This is a genomic window from Stenotrophomonas sp. MYb57 (assembly GCF_002966815.1).
GTDB classification, from domain to species: Bacteria; Pseudomonadota; Gammaproteobacteria; order Xanthomonadales; family Xanthomonadaceae; genus Stenotrophomonas; species Stenotrophomonas indicatrix.
The window spans coordinates 4,520,377-4,536,847 of record NZ_CP023271.1 but is presented as its reverse complement, the minus strand read 5'-3'; the positions used below and the strand labels follow the sequence as shown (position 1 = coordinate 4,536,847).

Annotated in this window: 18 protein-coding genes; all 18 read left to right on the top strand. The window is 68.7% G+C overall.

Annotated elements, in window-relative coordinates; all coding sequences use genetic code 11:
* Window positions 1–38: 38 nt before the first annotated feature.
* On the top strand, window positions 39–785 hold the full coding sequence (locus CLM74_RS20750; RefSeq protein WP_025878021.1) for a beta-ketoacyl synthase chain length factor: 747 nt from the start codon (window positions 39–41) through the stop codon (window positions 783–785).
* Window positions 778–1,575: a lysophospholipid acyltransferase family protein gene (locus CLM74_RS20745; RefSeq protein ID WP_105164859.1), complete on the top strand. Its 798-nt coding sequence runs from the start codon at window positions 778–780 to the stop codon at window positions 1,573–1,575. Before CLM74_RS20750 ends, CLM74_RS20745 begins: the two co-directional genes overlap by 8 nt.
* Window positions 1,562–1,819 carry a phosphopantetheine-binding protein gene (locus CLM74_RS20740; RefSeq protein WP_005411610.1) on the top strand — a complete coding sequence of 86 codons (258 nt, stop codon included), beginning with the start codon at window positions 1,562–1,564 and terminating at the stop codon, window positions 1,817–1,819. Before CLM74_RS20745 ends, CLM74_RS20740 begins: the two co-directional genes overlap by 14 nt.
* 16 nt (window positions 1,820–1,835) lie before the next feature.
* On the top strand, window positions 1,836–2,093 hold the full coding sequence (locus CLM74_RS20735) for an acyl carrier protein (RefSeq protein WP_025878014.1): 258 nt from the start codon (window positions 1,836–1,838) through the stop codon (window positions 2,091–2,093).
* 22 nt (window positions 2,094–2,115) lie between these two features.
* Window positions 2,116–2,667, top strand: coding sequence for a membrane protein (locus CLM74_RS20730; RefSeq protein ID WP_025878012.1), 552 nt, complete (start codon window positions 2,116–2,118; stop codon window positions 2,665–2,667).
* Window positions 2,660–4,348, top strand: coding sequence for an AMP-binding protein (locus CLM74_RS20725; RefSeq protein WP_105164858.1), 1,689 nt, complete (start codon window positions 2,660–2,662; stop codon window positions 4,346–4,348). Before CLM74_RS20730 ends, CLM74_RS20725 begins: the two co-directional genes overlap by 8 nt.
* A complete protein-coding gene (locus CLM74_RS20720; RefSeq protein ID WP_080149573.1) occupies window positions 4,338–5,108 on the top strand; it encodes a glycosyltransferase family 2 protein in 771 nt (256 codons plus the stop codon). The genes CLM74_RS20725 and CLM74_RS20720 overlap by 11 nt, the downstream gene beginning before the upstream one ends.
* 1 nt (window position 5,109) lies before the next feature.
* Entirely contained in the window at window positions 5,110–6,051 is a 942-nt protein-coding gene (locus tag CLM74_RS20715; RefSeq protein ID WP_025878007.1) for an acyltransferase, read from the top strand.
* Window positions 6,041–7,591, top strand: coding sequence for an aromatic amino acid ammonia-lyase (locus tag CLM74_RS20710; protein ID WP_025878005.1), 1,551 nt, complete (start codon window positions 6,041–6,043; stop codon window positions 7,589–7,591). The genes CLM74_RS20715 and CLM74_RS20710 overlap by 11 nt, the downstream gene beginning before the upstream one ends.
* The gene (locus CLM74_RS20705; RefSeq protein ID WP_059065592.1) at window positions 7,578–8,009 is read left to right on the top strand and encodes an acyl-CoA thioesterase; all 432 of its coding nucleotides are present in this window, start codon (window positions 7,578–7,580) and stop codon (window positions 8,007–8,009) included. The genes CLM74_RS20710 and CLM74_RS20705 overlap by 14 nt, the downstream gene beginning before the upstream one ends.
* A complete protein-coding gene (locus CLM74_RS20700; RefSeq protein WP_059065590.1) occupies window positions 8,006–8,635 on the top strand; it encodes an outer membrane lipoprotein carrier protein LolA in 630 nt (209 codons plus the stop codon). The genes CLM74_RS20705 and CLM74_RS20700 overlap by 4 nt, the downstream gene beginning before the upstream one ends.
* Window positions 8,628–10,973, top strand: a complete 2,346-nt coding sequence (locus tag CLM74_RS20695) for an MMPL family transporter (RefSeq protein WP_088101872.1) — start codon at window positions 8,628–8,630, stop codon at window positions 10,971–10,973. Before CLM74_RS20700 ends, CLM74_RS20695 begins: the two co-directional genes overlap by 8 nt.
* Window positions 10,974–11,035: 62 nt before the next feature.
* Window positions 11,036–12,310: an NAD(P)/FAD-dependent oxidoreductase gene (locus CLM74_RS20690; protein ID WP_105164857.1), complete on the top strand. Its 1,275-nt coding sequence runs from the start codon at window positions 11,036–11,038 to the stop codon at window positions 12,308–12,310.
* Window positions 12,298–12,852 (top strand): DUF3261 domain-containing protein, encoded by a 555-nt coding sequence (locus CLM74_RS20685; RefSeq protein WP_033832520.1) that lies wholly within the window; start codon window positions 12,298–12,300, stop codon window positions 12,850–12,852. The genes CLM74_RS20690 and CLM74_RS20685 overlap by 13 nt, the downstream gene beginning before the upstream one ends.
* Window positions 12,849–14,036, top strand: a complete 1,188-nt coding sequence (locus tag CLM74_RS20680; RefSeq protein WP_025877995.1) for a beta-ketoacyl-[acyl-carrier-protein] synthase family protein — start codon at window positions 12,849–12,851, stop codon at window positions 14,034–14,036. Before CLM74_RS20685 ends, CLM74_RS20680 begins: the two co-directional genes overlap by 4 nt.
* A complete protein-coding gene (locus CLM74_RS20675) occupies window positions 14,033–14,491 on the top strand; it encodes a hotdog family protein (protein WP_025877993.1) in 459 nt (152 codons plus the stop codon). The genes CLM74_RS20680 and CLM74_RS20675 overlap by 4 nt, the downstream gene beginning before the upstream one ends.
* Window positions 14,488–15,219, top strand: a complete 732-nt coding sequence (locus CLM74_RS20670) for a 3-ketoacyl-ACP reductase FabG2 (RefSeq protein ID WP_025877991.1) — start codon at window positions 14,488–14,490, stop codon at window positions 15,217–15,219. Before CLM74_RS20675 ends, CLM74_RS20670 begins: the two co-directional genes overlap by 4 nt.
* Window positions 15,219–16,457, top strand: a complete 1,239-nt coding sequence (locus tag CLM74_RS20665) for a beta-ketoacyl-ACP synthase (protein WP_105164856.1) — start codon at window positions 15,219–15,221, stop codon at window positions 16,455–16,457. Before CLM74_RS20670 ends, CLM74_RS20665 begins: the two co-directional genes overlap by 1 nt.
* Window positions 16,458–16,471: the final 14 nt, after the last annotated feature.

Sequence of the window (16,471 nt, the reverse complement as noted above, 5' to 3'; positions counted from 1 at the left end):
CTCGAGACTCTCGTTCGCCCATCGAAACATCACCGGTAATGATCGAATTTTCCGTTGTCGACTGGGCCGCCTGGGCGCCTGGCCTGACCGAGCGTAGCCAATGGATGGGCTGGGCCGGAGCACCGTTCCTGCCGCAGGGTGAGGACACGCCGGCGCTGGCCGAGATTCCGGCCATGCAGCGCCGCCGGATCGAGCGCCTGGGCCGCATGGCGATCCAGGCCGCGTGCTGGTGCGAGGACGGGCAGGGCGCTGACAGCCAGGTGCCGCTGGTGTTCGCCAGCCGCCATGGCGATGTCGCCCGATCGATGGACCTGCTGGGCTCGCTGGTGGCCGATCAGCCGCTGTCGCCCACCGGCTTCGGCCTGTCGGTGCACAACGCGATCGCCGCGCTGTATTCGATCGCCCGCGGCCACCGGGGCAACTACCTGGCGTTGTCCGCTGGCCAGTCGACGGTGGAAGCGGCGTGCCTGGAGGCCGTCGGCCTGCTTGGTGATGGTGCCAGTGAAGTGCGGATCGTGGTCTATGAGTCGCCGTTGCCCGACGTTTACGCCGAATTCGCCGACGAACCCGACCCGTTCTTCGCCTGGTGCTGGCGCCTGGCACCCGCCGGTACTGCCGGCGGCAGCGATCTTTCGCTGTCCTGGCAGGTCGCCGGCGACGCCGGGCCGACCGCGCCGGGCGTGTTGCCGCATGCGCTGGACCTGCACCGCTTCCTGCTGGCCGGGGATCCGCAGCTGCAGCACGTGACCCAGGGCCAACGCTGGTCCTGGCGCCGCCGTGGCTGAGGCGCTGCGCCGCCTTGATCATGCCTGGCGGGTGTTCGGCACCGGCCTCAGCTTCGCCGCGTTTGGCGTCGGCGGTCTGTTGCTGGGCGTGCTGGTGATGCCGGTGCTGCTGCTGATGCGCGACCCGGTGGCGCGTCGCCGCGGGGCCCGCCGGCTGGTCCAGCGCGCCTTCGCCAGCCATGTGTGGCTGATGTGCCGGCTGGGGGTGATGACCCTGCAGGTCGACGGGCGCGAACGCCTGCAGCGCGATGGCCTGCTGGTGCTGGCCAACCACCCGACCCTGATCGACGTGGTCTGCCTGATCGCCCTGCTGCCCAACGCCGACTGCGTGGTCAAGCGGGCGGTGGCCTGCAACCCGTTCATGCGCGGCCCGGTGCGTGCCGCCGGTTACATCTCCAATGACGACGGCGCTGGGCTGGTCGATGACTGCGCGGCGGCCGTGCACGCCGGCGGCACCCTGGTGATCTTCCCGGAAGGCACCCGCAGCGTGCCGGGGCAGCCGTTGCGGCTGCAGCGTGGCGCGGCCAACATCGCCGTGCGCGGGCGCCTGGACATCACCCCGGTGCGCATCACCTGCACCCCGCCGACGTTGACCAAGGGCCAGAAGTGGTATCGTGTACCCTCACGTCGTTTTCACGTTCAGCTGCAGATCGGCGAAGATATCCCGATCGCGCCGTTCCTGGCCGAAGATGACTCGCCAAGGGGGGATGCCCTGGCGGCCCGTCGCGTCACCGACCACCTCACTCGTTATTTCGACCTGTCTGGAGATCCGACCCGTGCAAGCACTTGAGCACGAGATCAAGGAATTGATCATTTCCTCGCTTTCACTGGAGGACATCACCCCGGAGGACATCGATCCGACCGCGCCTCTGTTCGTGGAAGGCCTCGGCCTGGACTCGATCGATGCACTGGAACTGGGCCTGGCGCTGCAGAAGAAGTACGGTGTCAGCCTCTCGGCCGACTCGGAAGAAACCCGTCGCCATTTCTCCAGCGTGCGCGCGCTCGGCGAGTTCGTCGCCGCCCGCCAGTCGTAAGGCGCCAGGAACTGCCATGACCAAGAATGAACTGTTCGAGCGCATCGTCCGCATCCTGACCGACAGCTTCGAGATCGAGCCGGCGCGGATCAGCCCGGAATCGCGCCTGTACGACGACCTGGACATCGACAGCATCGATGCCGTGGACCTGATCGTGCAGCTCAAGCCGCTGCTCGGCCGCAACCTGCAGCCTGAAGCGTTCAAGGCCGTGCGCACCGTGCAGGACATCGTTGATGTCGTGCATGGCCTGCTGCCCGGTCAGGCCGCTGCCTGACAGCAGCACGGACGCCGCGACCATGGCACGGGCACGCATGGTCGTGGTGGCAGCGATTTCGCTTGCCTATCCGGTGCTGGTCTACCTGGCGATGGGCCGCTTCGAGCCACGCTGGCTGTCGCTGCTGCTGTTCGCGCTGGCCCTGCTGCGCGCGCTGAGCACCCGCCAGCCCTTGTGGTGGGCCGCCGCCGCCGGCGCGGGCCTGCTGGCCGGGCTGGCCACCGTGCTCAACCAGGCCCTGCCGCTGAAGCTGTACCCGGCGCTGGTGAACGTGGTGATGTTGACGGTGTTCGCCACCAGCCTGCGCTTCGGTCCGCCGCTGGTGGAGCGCCTGGCGCGCCTGCAGGAGCCGGACCTGCCACCGTTCGCGGTGGTCTATACCCGCCGCGTCACCCAGGTGTGGTGCGGCTTTTTCGTTCTCAATGGTGGTCTCGCCCTGCTCACCGCGCTGTATGCGTCGGACCGGGTCTGGATGCTCTACAACGGATTGTTGGCGTACGTGATGATGGGATTGTTGTTCGGGGGCGAATGGCTGGTACGGCGTCGGGTCAAGGCAGCGCACGCGCATGGCTGACTGGATTGCCCTGGACCGGCTGCTGATCGCGGCGCAGCCCGGTCGTGACATCGGTATCTGCGATGGCACTGCCCTCGACCATGTCGCCTTCCGCCTGCGCGTACTGGCCTGGCATGACGCTTTCAGCGCTGCCGAAGGTCGTGACTGGGCGCTCTACTTCGATGACACCGTGGCCTTCGCTGCGGCGTTGTTCGGTGCCTGGCATGCCGGCAAGCGGGTGTTCCTGGCCGCCGACAACCTGCCCGCGACATTGCAGGCGCTGCAGCCGCAGGTGAGTGGCTTCGCAGGTGACCTGTCGGCGGATTACCAGCCGTTGCAGGCCACCGACAGCGCCGCCGCCGACGTGGCGCTGCTGCCGTTGGACGAGCGTGCCTGCGAACTGTGCGTGTTCACCTCCGGCAGCACCGGCCAACCCAGCGCGATCAGCAAGCGGCTGGACCAGCTGGCACGCGAAGTCGACGCGCTGCAGGCCGCCTTCGGCGCCCAGCTCGACGGGGCCCAGGTGCATGGCACCGTGTCCCACCAGCATATCTACGGCCTGCTGTTCCGCGTGCTGTGGCCGCTGGCTGCCGGCCGTGCGATCCAGCCCCGGCGCTTCTTCCACGAAGACCTGGTGGGCGCGCTGGCCGGTACCGACACGGTGCTGGTGGCGACCCCGGCCCATCTCAAGCGCCTGCCCGAGCAGCTCGACTGGGCCAGCCTGCACGGCCGCCTGCGTGCGGTGTTCTCCTCCGGCGGCCCGCTGCCCGAGGACGCCGCGCGCCAGGTCCGCCAGTGGTTGGGCGTGGCGCCCACCGAGGTTTACGGCAGCAGTGAAACCGGTGGCATCGCCTGGCGCCGCTGGGACACCGATGCACCGCCGTGGCAGCCGTTGCCGGGCGTGCAGTGGCGGATCGAGGAGGACTGCCTGGCGGTGGCCTCGCCGCACCTGGAGACGTTGGACTGGTGGCGCACCCAGGATCGCGTGGAAGCATTGGCCGATGGCCGTTTCCGCCTGCTGGGCCGTGCCGACCGCATCGTCAAGATCGAAGAACGCCGCGTTTCGCTGGATGCACTGGAGCGCGCGCTGCGCGAGGATGCAGAAGTCGAGGACGTGCGCGTGCTGGTGCTGCAGGGCCAGCGCGAGCAGCTGGCGGCCGTGGTGGTGCCGGCCGATCCGGCGTTGGCACGTGCCGGTGACGGCGCACGGCGTGCGCTGGGACAGCGGCTCGGTGCGCGGTTGGCGCAGGGCCACGATGCGGTCACCCGGCCGCGGCGCTGGCGCCTGGTCGAATCGCTGCCGATCAATGCCCAGGGCAAGGTCACCCAGGCCGCACTGGTGGCGTTGTTCCAGCCGATGATGCCGGTGCCGGTCTGGGACTGTCGCGACGAGGCGGCGGCCACCCTGCGGATGACGCTGGACCCCGCGCTGCGCGCGTTCCAGGGCCACTTCCCGCAGGCGGCGATCCTGCCCGGCGTCGCCCAGCTGGACTGGGCGGTGCGCTTCGGCCGCCAGGCCTTCGTGTTGCCGGTTGTTTTCCAGCGCATGGATGCAGTGAAGTTCCAGCGCGTGGCCCGCCCCGGCGACGAGCTGACCCTGCACCTGGACTGGGACACCGGGCGCGGCGTGCTGACGTTCCGCTACACCTCGGTGCATGGCGTGCACGCCAGCGGCAGGGTGGTGTTCGCCGATGCGCATTGAGCCGGCCACCGCTGGCGGCGCGTTCGCGCCGCTGGTGGTCATTCCCGTGTACGACCACGAACACGCCATCGGCGCGGTCGTCGATGGCGTGCAGGCTGCGGGCCTGCCCTGCCTGCTGGTCGACGATGGCTCGCAGCCGTCCTGCGCGCTGGTGCTGCGGGAACTGGCACAGCGAGCGGGTGTCGACCTGCTGCGGCTGGACGTGAACCAGGGCAAGGGTGGTGCGATGCTGGCTGGTTTCGCCGAAGCGCAGCGTCGTGGGTATACCCATGTGCTGCAGATCGATGCCGACGGCCAGCACGACACCGGCGACCTGCCGCGCTTCATCGACGCCGCCCGCGCGCGGCCGGACGCCGTGATCTGCGGCATTCCCGCCTACGATGCCAGTGTGCCGAAGGCGCGCCTGTATGGTCGCTACGCCACCCACATCTGGGTGTGGATCAACACGCTGTCGCTGCACCTGCGCGACACCATGTGTGGATTCCGGGTGTATCCGCTGCCGCCGGTGCTGCGCCTGGTCGGCGAGGAAACCATCGGCCGGCGCATGGATTTCGACACCGAAGTGATGGTGCGCCTGTACTGGCGGCAGGTACCGGTCGACCACCTGGCTACGCGGGTGACCTATCCCGCCGACGGCGTTTCGCATTTCGATGTGTGGCGCGACAACGTGCGCATCAGCCGCATGCATACCCGGCTGTTCTTCGGCATGCTCTGGCGCGCGCCGCGCCTGCTGTGGCGCCGCCTGCAGGGGCAGGGCTGAGATGAGCCACGCGCACGACGCCCCGCACTGGGCCGACATCGGCGAGTCCACGTCGGTGGCCGGCGTGCTGTTCCTGTGCTGGGTGCACCGCTGGTTCGGGCGCTGGCCGTTCCACCTCTGCGTGTGGCCGGTCGTGGCCTGCCACTGGCTGGGCAACCGCGTTGGTCGCCAGGCCTCGATGCAGTACCTGCAGCGGCTGCAGGCCCATGCCGGTGCGCTGGGCCATGCGCCCACCCGGCGCGACAGCCTGCGCCACTTCTTCAGCTTCGCCGACACGATGCTGGACAAGATTCTCGGCCTCGGCGGCCGCTATCCGCCCGAGCGCATCCGCCTGCAGCGTGACCTGGTGCTGGGCAGGATCGCGCGCCGCGAAGGCGGCCTGATCCTGACCGCACACATCGGCTGCCTGGAACTGTGCCAGGTGCTGGCCGAGCAGGTGCCGGGCTTCCGCATCACCGTGCTGGTGCATACCGCGCACGCGCAGCGCTTCAACCGGCTGCTGCAACGGCTGGACCCGCTGGCCGCGGTGGAGCTGGTGCAGGTCACCGAGATGGGCCCGGCCACGGCGATGATGCTGGCCGACAAGGTCGCCTCGGGTGGCTTCGTCGCCATCGTTGGCGACCGCGTGCCGGTGCAGGGCGGGCGCAGCGTGATGGCTGATTTCCTCGGCCACCGCGCGCCGTTCCCGATCGGCGCCTATGTGCTGGCGGCCGCGCTCGGCTGCCCGGTCTACACGATGTCGTGCCTGCACCAGGGCGACGGCTATCGGGTGGCATTCGAACAGTTCGCCGACCGCGTGGTGCTGCCGCGCGGTTCACGCGATGCCGCACTGGCCGAACAGGCGCAGCGCTTCGCGCGCTGGCTGGAACTCCAGGTCATCCAGTCCCCGCTGGACTGGTTCAATTTCTTCCCCTTCTGGGATCAGGCTCCTCATGACGATTGACGCCGTACCCGTGTGCCGTTTCGGCGATGCACCGCTGACCATCGAAGACGTGGTCGCCCTGGCCCAGCGCAAGTGCGAGGCCGCGCTGAGCGATGTGCCGGCGTTCCGCGCACATATCCAGCGTGGTGCCGACTTCCTCGACCGCCTGCTGCGCGAGGATGGCGTCATCTATGGCGTGACCACCGGCTACGGCGATTCGTGCACGGTGAACATTCCGCCGGCACTGGTCGCCGAGCTGCCGCACCACCTGTACACCTACCATGGCTGCGGCCTGGGCCGTTACCTGGACCCGGCCGAGACCCGCGCCGTGCTGGCCGCGCGCCTGGCCTCGCTGGTGCGCGGCATGTCCGGCGTCAGCGTGCCGTTGCTGGAAGGCCTGGCCACGCTGCTGCAGCACGACGTGCTGCCGTTGATTCCGGCCGAAGGCTCGGTGGGCGCCAGTGGCGACCTGACCCCGCTGTCGTACGTGGCGGCCGTGCTGTGCGGCGAACGCGAGGTGCTGCACGACGGCCGCGTACAGCCGGCTGCCGACGTGCTGGCGAAGATCGGCATGACCCCGCTGAAGCTGCGGCCGAAGGAAGGCCTGGCGATCATGAACGGCACGGCTGTGATGACCGGCCTGGCCTGCCTGGCCTGGCAGCGCGCCGATTACCTGGCGCGCATGGCCACGCGTCTGACCGCGTTCAACGTGCTGTCCAGCGACGGCAACGCGCATCACTTCGATGAAACCCTGTTCGCCGCCAAGCCGCACCCGGGGCAGTCGCGCATTGCCGCACGCCTGCGCAGCGACCTGCACAGCGAGCGCCCGCCGCGCAACGAGCAGCGCCTGCAGGACCGCTACTCGCTGCGCTGCGCGCCGCACGTGATCGGCGTGCTGGAAGACACCCTGCCGTTCCTGCGCCAGCTGATCGAAACCGAACTGAACAGCGCCAACGACAACCCGCTGATCGACGCCGACGGCGAGCGCATCCTGCACGGTGGCCACTTCTACGGCGGGCACATCGCGCTGGCGATGGACACGCTGAAGAATACGGTTGCCAACATCGCCGACCTGCTCGACCGGCAGCTGGCGCTGGTGGTCGACGCCCGCTACAACCACGGCCTGCCGGCCAACCTGTCGGCGGCCACCGGCCCGCGCGCGGCGATCAACCATGGCCTGAAGGCGCTGCAGATCAGCGTTTCGGCGTGGACGGCCGAGGCCCTGAAGCAGACCATGCCGGCCTCGGTGTTCTCGCGGTCAACCGAATGCCACAACCAGGACAAGGTCAGCATGGGCACCATCGCCGCGCGCGACTGCCTGCGCGTGATCGAGCTGACTGAGCAGGTGGTGGCGGCCATGCTGATCGCTGCCCGCCAGGGCCTGGCGCTGCGCGAACGGGTTGGCATGAACGCGCAGCTGCATGGCAGTCTGGCCGACATGTACGCCGACCTGGGGCAGCGCATCGCCCTGGTCGAAGAAGACCGCGCGCTGGATCGCGAACTGCGGGAACTGCTGGTGGAGATCCGCGCGCAACGCTGGGAGCTGTATGTCGGTGAATGAAGGTAACGAACTGGTCGGCGAGATCGAGCTGGCCCCTGCTTTCCATGACTGCGATCCGATGAACGTGGTCTGGCATGGCAACTACTTCAAGTACTTCGAGATCGCGCGCTGCGCGTTGCTGAAGCGCTACGACTACGACTATCCGCAGATGCTCGAATCGGGCTACCTGTGGCCGGTGGTCGACGCCCGGGTGAAGTACGTGCGGCCGCTGCTGTTCGGCCAGGCGCTGCGCGTGCGCTCGCGCATCGTCGAGTGGGAGAACCGGCTGAAGATCGAATACGAGATCGTCGATGCGGAAAGCGGCCAGGTGCTGACCCGCGCAATGACCATCCAGGTCGCGGTCGACGCGGCCAGCAAGGAAATGCTGTACCAGTGCCCGCCGGTGCTGTGGCAGCGTCTTGGAGTGCCTGCCCCGTGAACCGATCCCTTCGTCTTCCGCGCGTGCTGCTGTGCGCGCTGCTGCTGGTGGCCGCACCGCTGGTGCAGGCGGCTGATGCCGCCGTCGATGCCATCACCCAGGCCGTCGCCCGGCCGGACGTGCTGCGCGGGCAGTTCACCCAGGAAAAGCAGGTCAGCGGTTTCAAGAACCCGCTGCGTTCGCAGGGCCAGTTCGTGGTCGCGCGCAAGCACGGCGTGATCTGGTCCACGCTCAAGCCGTTCCCGTCGGAGGTGGTGGTCACTGCCGACCGCATCCTCAGCCGCCAGCGCGATGGCAGCACCCGCGTCGAACTGGACGCGCGCCAGCAGCCGGCGATGCGCTCGGTCAACGCGATCATGTTCGCGTTGATGAGCGGTGACGTGCAGGCACTGTCCAGCCAGTTCAACGTCGAGGCCACCCGTGAAGGGCAGGGCTGGCACCTCAAGCTGACGCCGAAGTCGGCGATGCTGGCCAAGGCCTTCCAGTCGCTGACGTTGCAGGGCGACCGTTACGTGCGCCAGGTCGAGATCATCGAAGCCAACCAGGATCGCACCCGCATCCAGTTCACTGCGCTGAGCGAAGCGCCGGCCGCGTTGAACGCCGACGAGGCGCGCCGCTTTGAGTGACAGCGCCGCACCGGATCGCCTGCGCCGCTGGTGGCACTGGCTGGGCATCGCCTGGCTGCTGCTGTTGCTGGTGCTGGGTGCGCAGCAGTGGCGCCTGTGGAGCCAGGAGTCGCGGATCGACACCGACATCCTCGCCCTGCTGCCGCAGGACGCGCACGACCGCCTGCTCAGCGACGTCACCCGGCGCATTGCCGATGGCAGCTCGCGGCAGGTGGTGGTGCTGCTCGGCAGTACCGACGGTGCCGCTGCCAAGCGCGCGCAGGCCGCGTTCGCCGCGGCGATGGCCAGTGATGCCGACAGCGCGCTGCTGGTGCCCAGTGGTTCGATCGAAGGCTGGTTCGATGAGGCGCGTGCGTTCTACGCACCGTACCGCGATCGCCTGCTGACCCCGGCCCAGCGCGAGCAGTTGCAGCAGGCCGAACCCGGTGCGTTGGCCGAACAGGCACTCGGCGCGCTGTACGGCCCGATGGGCGCGCCGCGGTTGACCGAGTGGCGGCAGGATCCGCTGTCGCTGTGGCCGCAGTGGTGGCAGCAGCAGGCCCAGGGCTCCGGCCTGCGCCTGGGCGATGACGGCCTGCTCGAGGCCGAAGGCAAGCACTGGGCGGCGCTGCAGTTCGATACGCCGGGCTCGGCCTTCAGGCTCGATGGCGAGCGTCATCTCGATGGCCTGCTCGAACGCGCCGGACAGGCGGCCAAGGCCGCTGCGCCGGATCTGGAGATCCTGCATGCCGGCGTGCCGTTGCATGCCGAAGCGGCTGCCGTGCAGGCCAACCAGGAGATCAACACCATCGGCTGGGGCTCGCTGGCGGCGGTGCTGCTGCTGGTGTGGCTGGCGTTCCGCTCGCTGCGGCCGATCCTGCTGGTTGCCGCTTCGTTGCTGATCGGTTGTGGCGTGGCGCTGGCGGTGACCGTGCTGGTGTTCGACAAGGTGCATGTGCTGACCCTGGTGTTCGGTGCCTCGCTGGTTGGCGTGGCCGAGGACTACGGCATCCACTGGTTCGCTTCGCGCCAGGCCGAGCCGGCCGACCGTCGCTGGAAGCTGCTGCGGCATCTGCTGCCGGGCCTGTGGCTGGCGCTGCTGACCAGTGCGCTGGCGTACCTGGCGCTGGGTCTGGCGCCGTTCCCCGGCCTGCGGCAGATGGCGCTGTTCTCGGTGGTGGGGCTGGCCGCTGCCTTCCTCACGGTGATCTTCTGGTTCCCGTGGCTGGACGGTGGCGAGATCCGTACCACCCGCTTCGCGCAGTGGCTGGGCAACACGCTGGAGCGTTTCCCGCGCCTGCACGGGCGTCGCCCGGTGGCGATCTTCCTCGGCGTGGCCGCGCTGGTGTCGGCCATCGGCATCGCCCGCCTGCAGAGCAACGACGACCTGCGCAGCCTGCAGTCGTCGCCGCCGGCGCTGATGGCCCAGCAGATCCGTCTCAGCCAGTTGCTGGGCATGCCCAGCCCGGCGCAGTTCTACCTGGTGCAGGGGAGCGATGCCGCACAACTGCTGCAGCGCGAAGAAGCGCTGACCACGCGCCTGCGTGAACTGACCCACGACAAGCGCATCGGCGGTTACCGCGCAATCAGTGACTGGTTGCCATCGCCCGCGCGGCAGCAGGCCGATGCGGCGTTGACCGCCAGGGTGGAACCCGGCGTGCTGGCCGCCGTGGGCGAAGCGGTGGGCGAGCCCCTGCAGCGCCCCGCATTCGCAGCGGCGCCGCTGAGCGCCGAGGCCTTCCTCGCCTCGCCGGCGTCGCAGCCGTTCCGCCACCTGTGGGTCGGCAATGTGGGCGGGCAGATGATCAGCGTGGTGATGGTCGATGACCTGTCGCGCGCCGATGCACTGGCCACCCTGCGCGGTGCTGCCGAAGGCCTGGACGGCGTGCGCTGGGTCGACCGTACGGCCGATTTCTCGCAGCTGCTGGGCCACTACCGCAAGCTGATGGGCGGCCTGCTGCTGGTCGGCATCGTGCTGGTGTTCGGCGCCCTGTGGCTGCGCTACCGGCGCCAGGCCTGGCGCGTATTCGCACCGACCCTGGTGGCCGGTGCGCTCACCCTTGGATTGCTCGGCCTGTTCGGCCAGCCGCTGCAGCTGTTCAACGTGCTGGCACTGATGCTGCTGCTGGGCATGGGCATCGACTACGGCATCTTCCTGATCGAGCACCGCGGCGATGCCAGCGCCTGGTTGGCGGTATGCGTGGGTGCGGCCAGCACCTGGCTGTCGTTCGGCCTGCTGGGTCTTTCTCAGACGCCGGCGCTGCGCGCGTTCGGGCTCACCCTGCTGTTCGGCATCGGCCTGGTGTGGCTGATCTCGCCGCTGTTCCGGCCGCCACCGCATGACGCTCCGCCGGCCTGACCGGGCACGCTTCATTCCGATTCCTCCGCTTTTCCACCTGATCGAGCAACAAGGACGCACCGATGACTACTGCTGTGGATGCTGCTGATTCTTCCCGCCACGAAGATGTGGAACGTACCGAGATCCTGATCATCGGCGCCGGCCCGGCCGGCTCGGTGGCCGCGGCGATGCTGCGCCAGCAGGGCCGCAGGGTGCTGATGCTGGAGCGCCAGCAGTTCCCGCGCTTCTCCATCGGCGAGAGCCTGCTGCCGCAGAGCATGGAATACATCGAAGCGGCGGGCCTGCTGCAGGACGTGGTCGAGGCAGGCTTCCAGTACAAGAACGGCGCGGCCTTCGTGCACGGGGAAGCGCGCACCGCGTTCGACTTCAGGAAGAAGTTCTCACCGGGCTGGGGCACTACCTACCAGGTGCAGCGCGCCGACTTCGACAACGTGCTGGCGCGCGGCGCCGAGCGCATGGGCGCGACCCTGCGCTTCGGTGACGAAGTTCTGTCCGTCGAGCCGGGCGAGCAGCCGCTGGTGAGCGTGCGCCGCCCCGATGGCAGCGAGTACCGCATCGAAGCCGATTTCATCCTCGACGCCTCTGGTTTCGCGCGCCTGCTGCCACGCCTGCTGGACCTGGAATCACCGTCCAACTTCCCGGTGCGCGGCGCGATCTTCTGCCACGTGCGCGACAACATCCCGGCCGAAGCGGAATTCGACCGCAACAAGATCCTGATCACCACCCATCCCGAGCACATCGACGTCTGGTACTGGACGATTCCGTTCTCCAACGGCTGCTGCTCGCTGGGCGTGGTCGCCGAGCCATCGTTCTTCGAGCGCTACGAAGGCGACGACCTGCAGAAGCTGCAGGCCATCGTCGGCGAGGATCCGAACCTGACCTCGCTGCTGGCCAATGCCGAATGGGCGGTGCTGCCGGTGCGCCGCATCACTGGCTATTCGGCCAATGTCAGCTCGCTGTGGGGCCCGGGTTATGCGCTGCTGGGCAACGCCGGTGAGTTCCTCGACCCGGTGTTCTCCTCCGGCGTCACCATCGCGTTCAAGTCGGCGCAGCTGGCCAGCGAATGCCTGAAGCGCCGTTACGCGGGCGAGACCGTGGACTGGGAAAGCGAATTCTCGATTCCGCTGCGCGCCGGTGTGAAAACCTTCCGCCGCTTCGTCGAAAGCTGGTACCAGGGCGGCTTCCAGAAGATCATCTACCACCCCGACCAGCAGCCGCAGGTACGCGACATGATCAGCTCCATCCTGGCCGGCTACGCCTGGGACACCAACAATCCGTATGTGGCCGACGACAGTGGCCGCCGCATGCGCGTGCTGGAGGAACTGTGCAGCGCCTGATCGTCCGCCTCTCCGCGGTCCTGCTGTGCCTGCTGCTGGCCGCCTGTGCCAGCCGCATGCCGCGGCCGCTGGTCGACCTGCCGCCGCTGCGGCTGGCACCGTCCAGCCTGCCGGCGCCGTTGGCCCTGCAGCAGCAACTGCACTTCCGCTTCGGCAGCCACGAGCGTGATCTGGATGCGCTGCTGGAAGCCGACGCGCAGCAGGTGCGGCTGGCCGTGCAGGCGATGGGCCAGACCGGCGTGCGCCTGCAGTGGGACGGCCAGCAGCTGACCCAGCAGCGTGCACCGTGGCTGCCGCCACAGGTACGTGCCGAACGCGTACTGGATGACCTGCAGTTCGCGCTGTGGCCGACGGACGCCATTGCCGCCGCGCTGCCGGCCGGCTGGCAGGTGAGCGACGACGGCCGCCAGCGCAGCCTGTCCCGCGACGGCACCGTGTGGCTGCAGCTGCAGCGCCTGGGCGATGGCAGCGTGCAGCTGGACAACCGCGCCGAGGGCTACACCCTGCGCATCGAATCGATCGACATGGCCGGCCAGGAATGAAGAGCGCTCCCATTTTCCTGAACGACCTCGGCGTGGTCTGCGCGTTGGGCGAGGGCCGCACCGCGGTGGCTGCTGCGCTGTTTGCCGATGCGCCCGGCGGCTTGAGCGACAACGCCAACCTGCTGCCGGGTCGCACCCTCGCGCTGGGCGAAGTGCACAGCCCGCTGCCGACGCTGGAAGAACTGCCGGTGTCCCTGCGTGGCCGCAACAATGCTCTGCTGGACGTGGCACTGGCGCAGATCGCGCCGGCCGTTGCCGATGCCATCAACCGTTACGGCGCCGAGCGTGTGGCGGTGGTGCTGGGCACCAGCACCTCGGGCATCGGTGAATCCGAACAGGCGCTGCGTACCCGCGCCGAGCACGGCCATTGGCCGGAAGGCTTCGACTACGCACAGCAGGAAATGGGCACCGCCGCGCAGTTCGTGCGTGAGCGCAGCGGTGCGCTGGGCCCGGCCTGGACGCTGTCCACGGCCTGTTCGTCCAGCGCCAAGGCGTTGATGTCGGCCGCGCGCATGCTGCGCTCGGGCATCGTCGATGCGGTCATCGCCGGTGGTGCCGATTCCCTGTGCCGGTTCACCGTCGCCGGGTTCAGCGCGCTGGAATCGGTCTCCGCAGTGCGCTGCAATCCGTTCTCGCAGCATCGCTGCGGGATCAACATCGGCGAGGGCGCCGCGCTGTTCCTGCTGACCCGCGATGCAGGCCCGGTCAGCCTGGCGGGGTGGGGTGAGTCGGCCGACGCGCACCATATGTCGGCACCGGACCCGCAGGGTCTGGGTGCCATCGATGCCCTGCAGCAGGCGTTGCAGCGTGCTGGCTGGGCACCTTCGGAAGTGGATTACGTGAACCTGCATGGCACCGCGACAGGCCACAACGACGCCATGGAAAGCCACGCCGTGGCGCAGGTGCTGGGCACCGCCGTGCCGGCCAGTTCGACCAAGCCACTGACCGGCCACACGCTGGGTGCGTCCGGTGCGATCGAAGCGGCGCTGTGCTGGATCCTGCTGGCCGAGAATCCGCAGCAGCAGCTGCCGCCGCACTGGTGGGACGGCGTGGCCGATCCGGCGCTGCCGGCGTTGCCGCTGGTAGCCCCGGCGACCTTCCTGCAGCAGCTGCCGCGGCGGGTGCTGAGCAATTCGTTCGCCTTCGGCGGCAGCAATGCCGTGCTGGCACTGGAGCGCCGATGAACATGCCGCTGTATGCCATCGAAGAGGTGGTGCCGCACCGCCAGGACATGTGCCTGCTGGACCGCATCCTGCGCTGGGACCAGGACGGCATCGAGGCGGAACTGGTGGTGCCCGAGGCCGGCCTGTTCATCGAAGACGGTGCGGTCCCGGCATGGGTCGGCATCGAATACATGGCCCAGGCCATCGCTGCCTGGGCCGGCTGCCGCGCACGCACGGCCGGCAACCCGCCGCAGCTGGGCTTCCTGCTTGGCAGCCGGCGCTATACCAGCACGCGCAGCAGTTTCCCCAGTGGCACCCGCCTGCAGGTACAGGCGCGTTGCGAGCTGTTGGGCGACAATGGATTAGGGATGTTCGCCTGCCGCATCCTGGCAGGCGAAGAAGAATGGGCGGTTGCCAACGTGTCGGTGTTCGAACCGGCCGACTCGATGGCCTATCTGGAGAGTGGACAGGCATGACAGGGAATCCAAGCGTGCTGGTGACCGGCGCGAGCCGGGGCATCGGCCGGGCCATTGCGCTGCGTATCGCGCGCGATGGCTTCGACGTGGTGGTGCATTGCCGCAGCCGTGTGGAAGAAGCACAGGCGGTGGCCGACGAGATCCAGGCGCTGGGCCGGCAGGCGCGCGTGCTGGCCTTCGACGTGGCCGACCGTGCTGCCGCGCGTGCTGCGCTGGAGGCTGACGTGGAGGCACATGGCGCCTATTACGGCGTGGTGTGCAATGCCGGCATCGCCCGTGACGGCGCGTTCCCGGCATTGTCCGAGGACGACTGGGACCAGGTGATCCACACCAACCTGGACGGTTTCTACAACGTGCTGCATCCGCTGATCATGCCGATGGTGCGGCGGCGCAAGCCGGGCCGCATCGTCACCCTGTCCTCGGTGTCGGGCGTGGCCGGCAACCGTGGCCAGGTCAATTACAGTGCGGCCAAGGCCGGCATCATCGGTGCCAGCAAGGCATTGGCGCTGGAACTGGCCAGCCGCCAGATCACCGTCAACTGCGTGGCCCCGGGCCTGATCGAGACCGACATGCTCAACGAAGAAGTGGTCGAACACGCATTGAAGCTGATCCCGGCCGGCCGCGTCGGCCGCCCCGAGGAAGTGGCGGCCACGGTCGCGTTCCTGCTGTCCGAGCCGGCCGGCTACATCACCCGCCAGGTGATCTCGGTCAACGGAGGGATGATCTGATGGCCGCCGATCGTCGCGTGGTGGTCACCGGTGCTGCCGCCATCAGTCCGCTCGGCCACGACTGGCCGACCATCCACGCCCATCTGCGCAGCTGCCGCAATGCGGTGCGTTCGATGCCGGAATGGGATGTGTATGCGGGCCTGAACACCAAGCTTGCCGCGCCGGCGCAGGACTACGAGCTGCCGCCGAACTACAACCGCAAGACCACCCGCTCGATGGGCAAGGTGGCGATCATGTCGGTGCGCGCCACCGAGGTCGCCCTGCGTGAGGCGGGCCTGTTCGAGCACCCGGTGCTGCGCAGTGGCCGTACCGGCGTGGCCTATGGCTCGTCGTCGGGCAGCCACGAAGCCACCGGCGAATTCGGCCGCATGCTGCATGAGTTCACCACCGACGGCATCAGCGCCACCACCTACCTGAAGATGATGAGCCACACCGCACCGGTCAACATCGGTGTGTTTTTCGGCTTGTCCGGGCGTGTCTACACCACTTCCAGCGCCTGTACGTCGGGCAGCCAGGGCGTGGGCGCCGGCTATGAAGCGATCCGCAGCGGCAAGCAGACGGTGATGGTGGCCGGTGGGGCCGAACAGCTCGACGCCACGGCTGCGGCGGTGTTCGACACCCTGTTTGCCACCAGCACGCGCAATGACGCACCGCACACCACCCCGCGCCCGTTCGATGCCGGCCGCGATGGCCTGGTGCTGGGCGAGGGCGCCTGCACGCTGATCCTGGAGGATCTGGAACACGCGCAGGCACGCGGCGCGACCATCCTCGCCGAGATCGTCGGTTACGGCACCAACAGCGACGGCCAGCACGTCACCCAGCCCAGCGCCGATACCATGGCCCAGGCCATGCGCCTGGCGCTGGAAGACGCCGGTCTGCAGCCGGCGCAGATCGACTACGTGAACGCCCATGGCACCGCCACCGACCACGGGGACATCGCCGAGACCCAGGCCACCGCCCAGGTGTTCGGCAGCCGCGTGCCGATCAGCTCGTTGAAGAGCTACGTCGGCCACATGCTGGGCGGTTGCGGCGCGTTCGAAGCCTGGATGAGCATCGAGATGATGCGCGCCGGCTGGTTCGCGCCCACCCTGAACTTGGTCGAGGTGGACCCGCGTTGCGGCCAGCTCGACTTCATCACCGGGCAAGGCCGCGAGCTGCAGGCCGAGTACGTGATGAGCAACAACTTCGCCTTCGGCGGCATCAACACCTCGCTGGTGTTCCGCCGCTGGAGCGCGTGACCCCGCCGTACCCG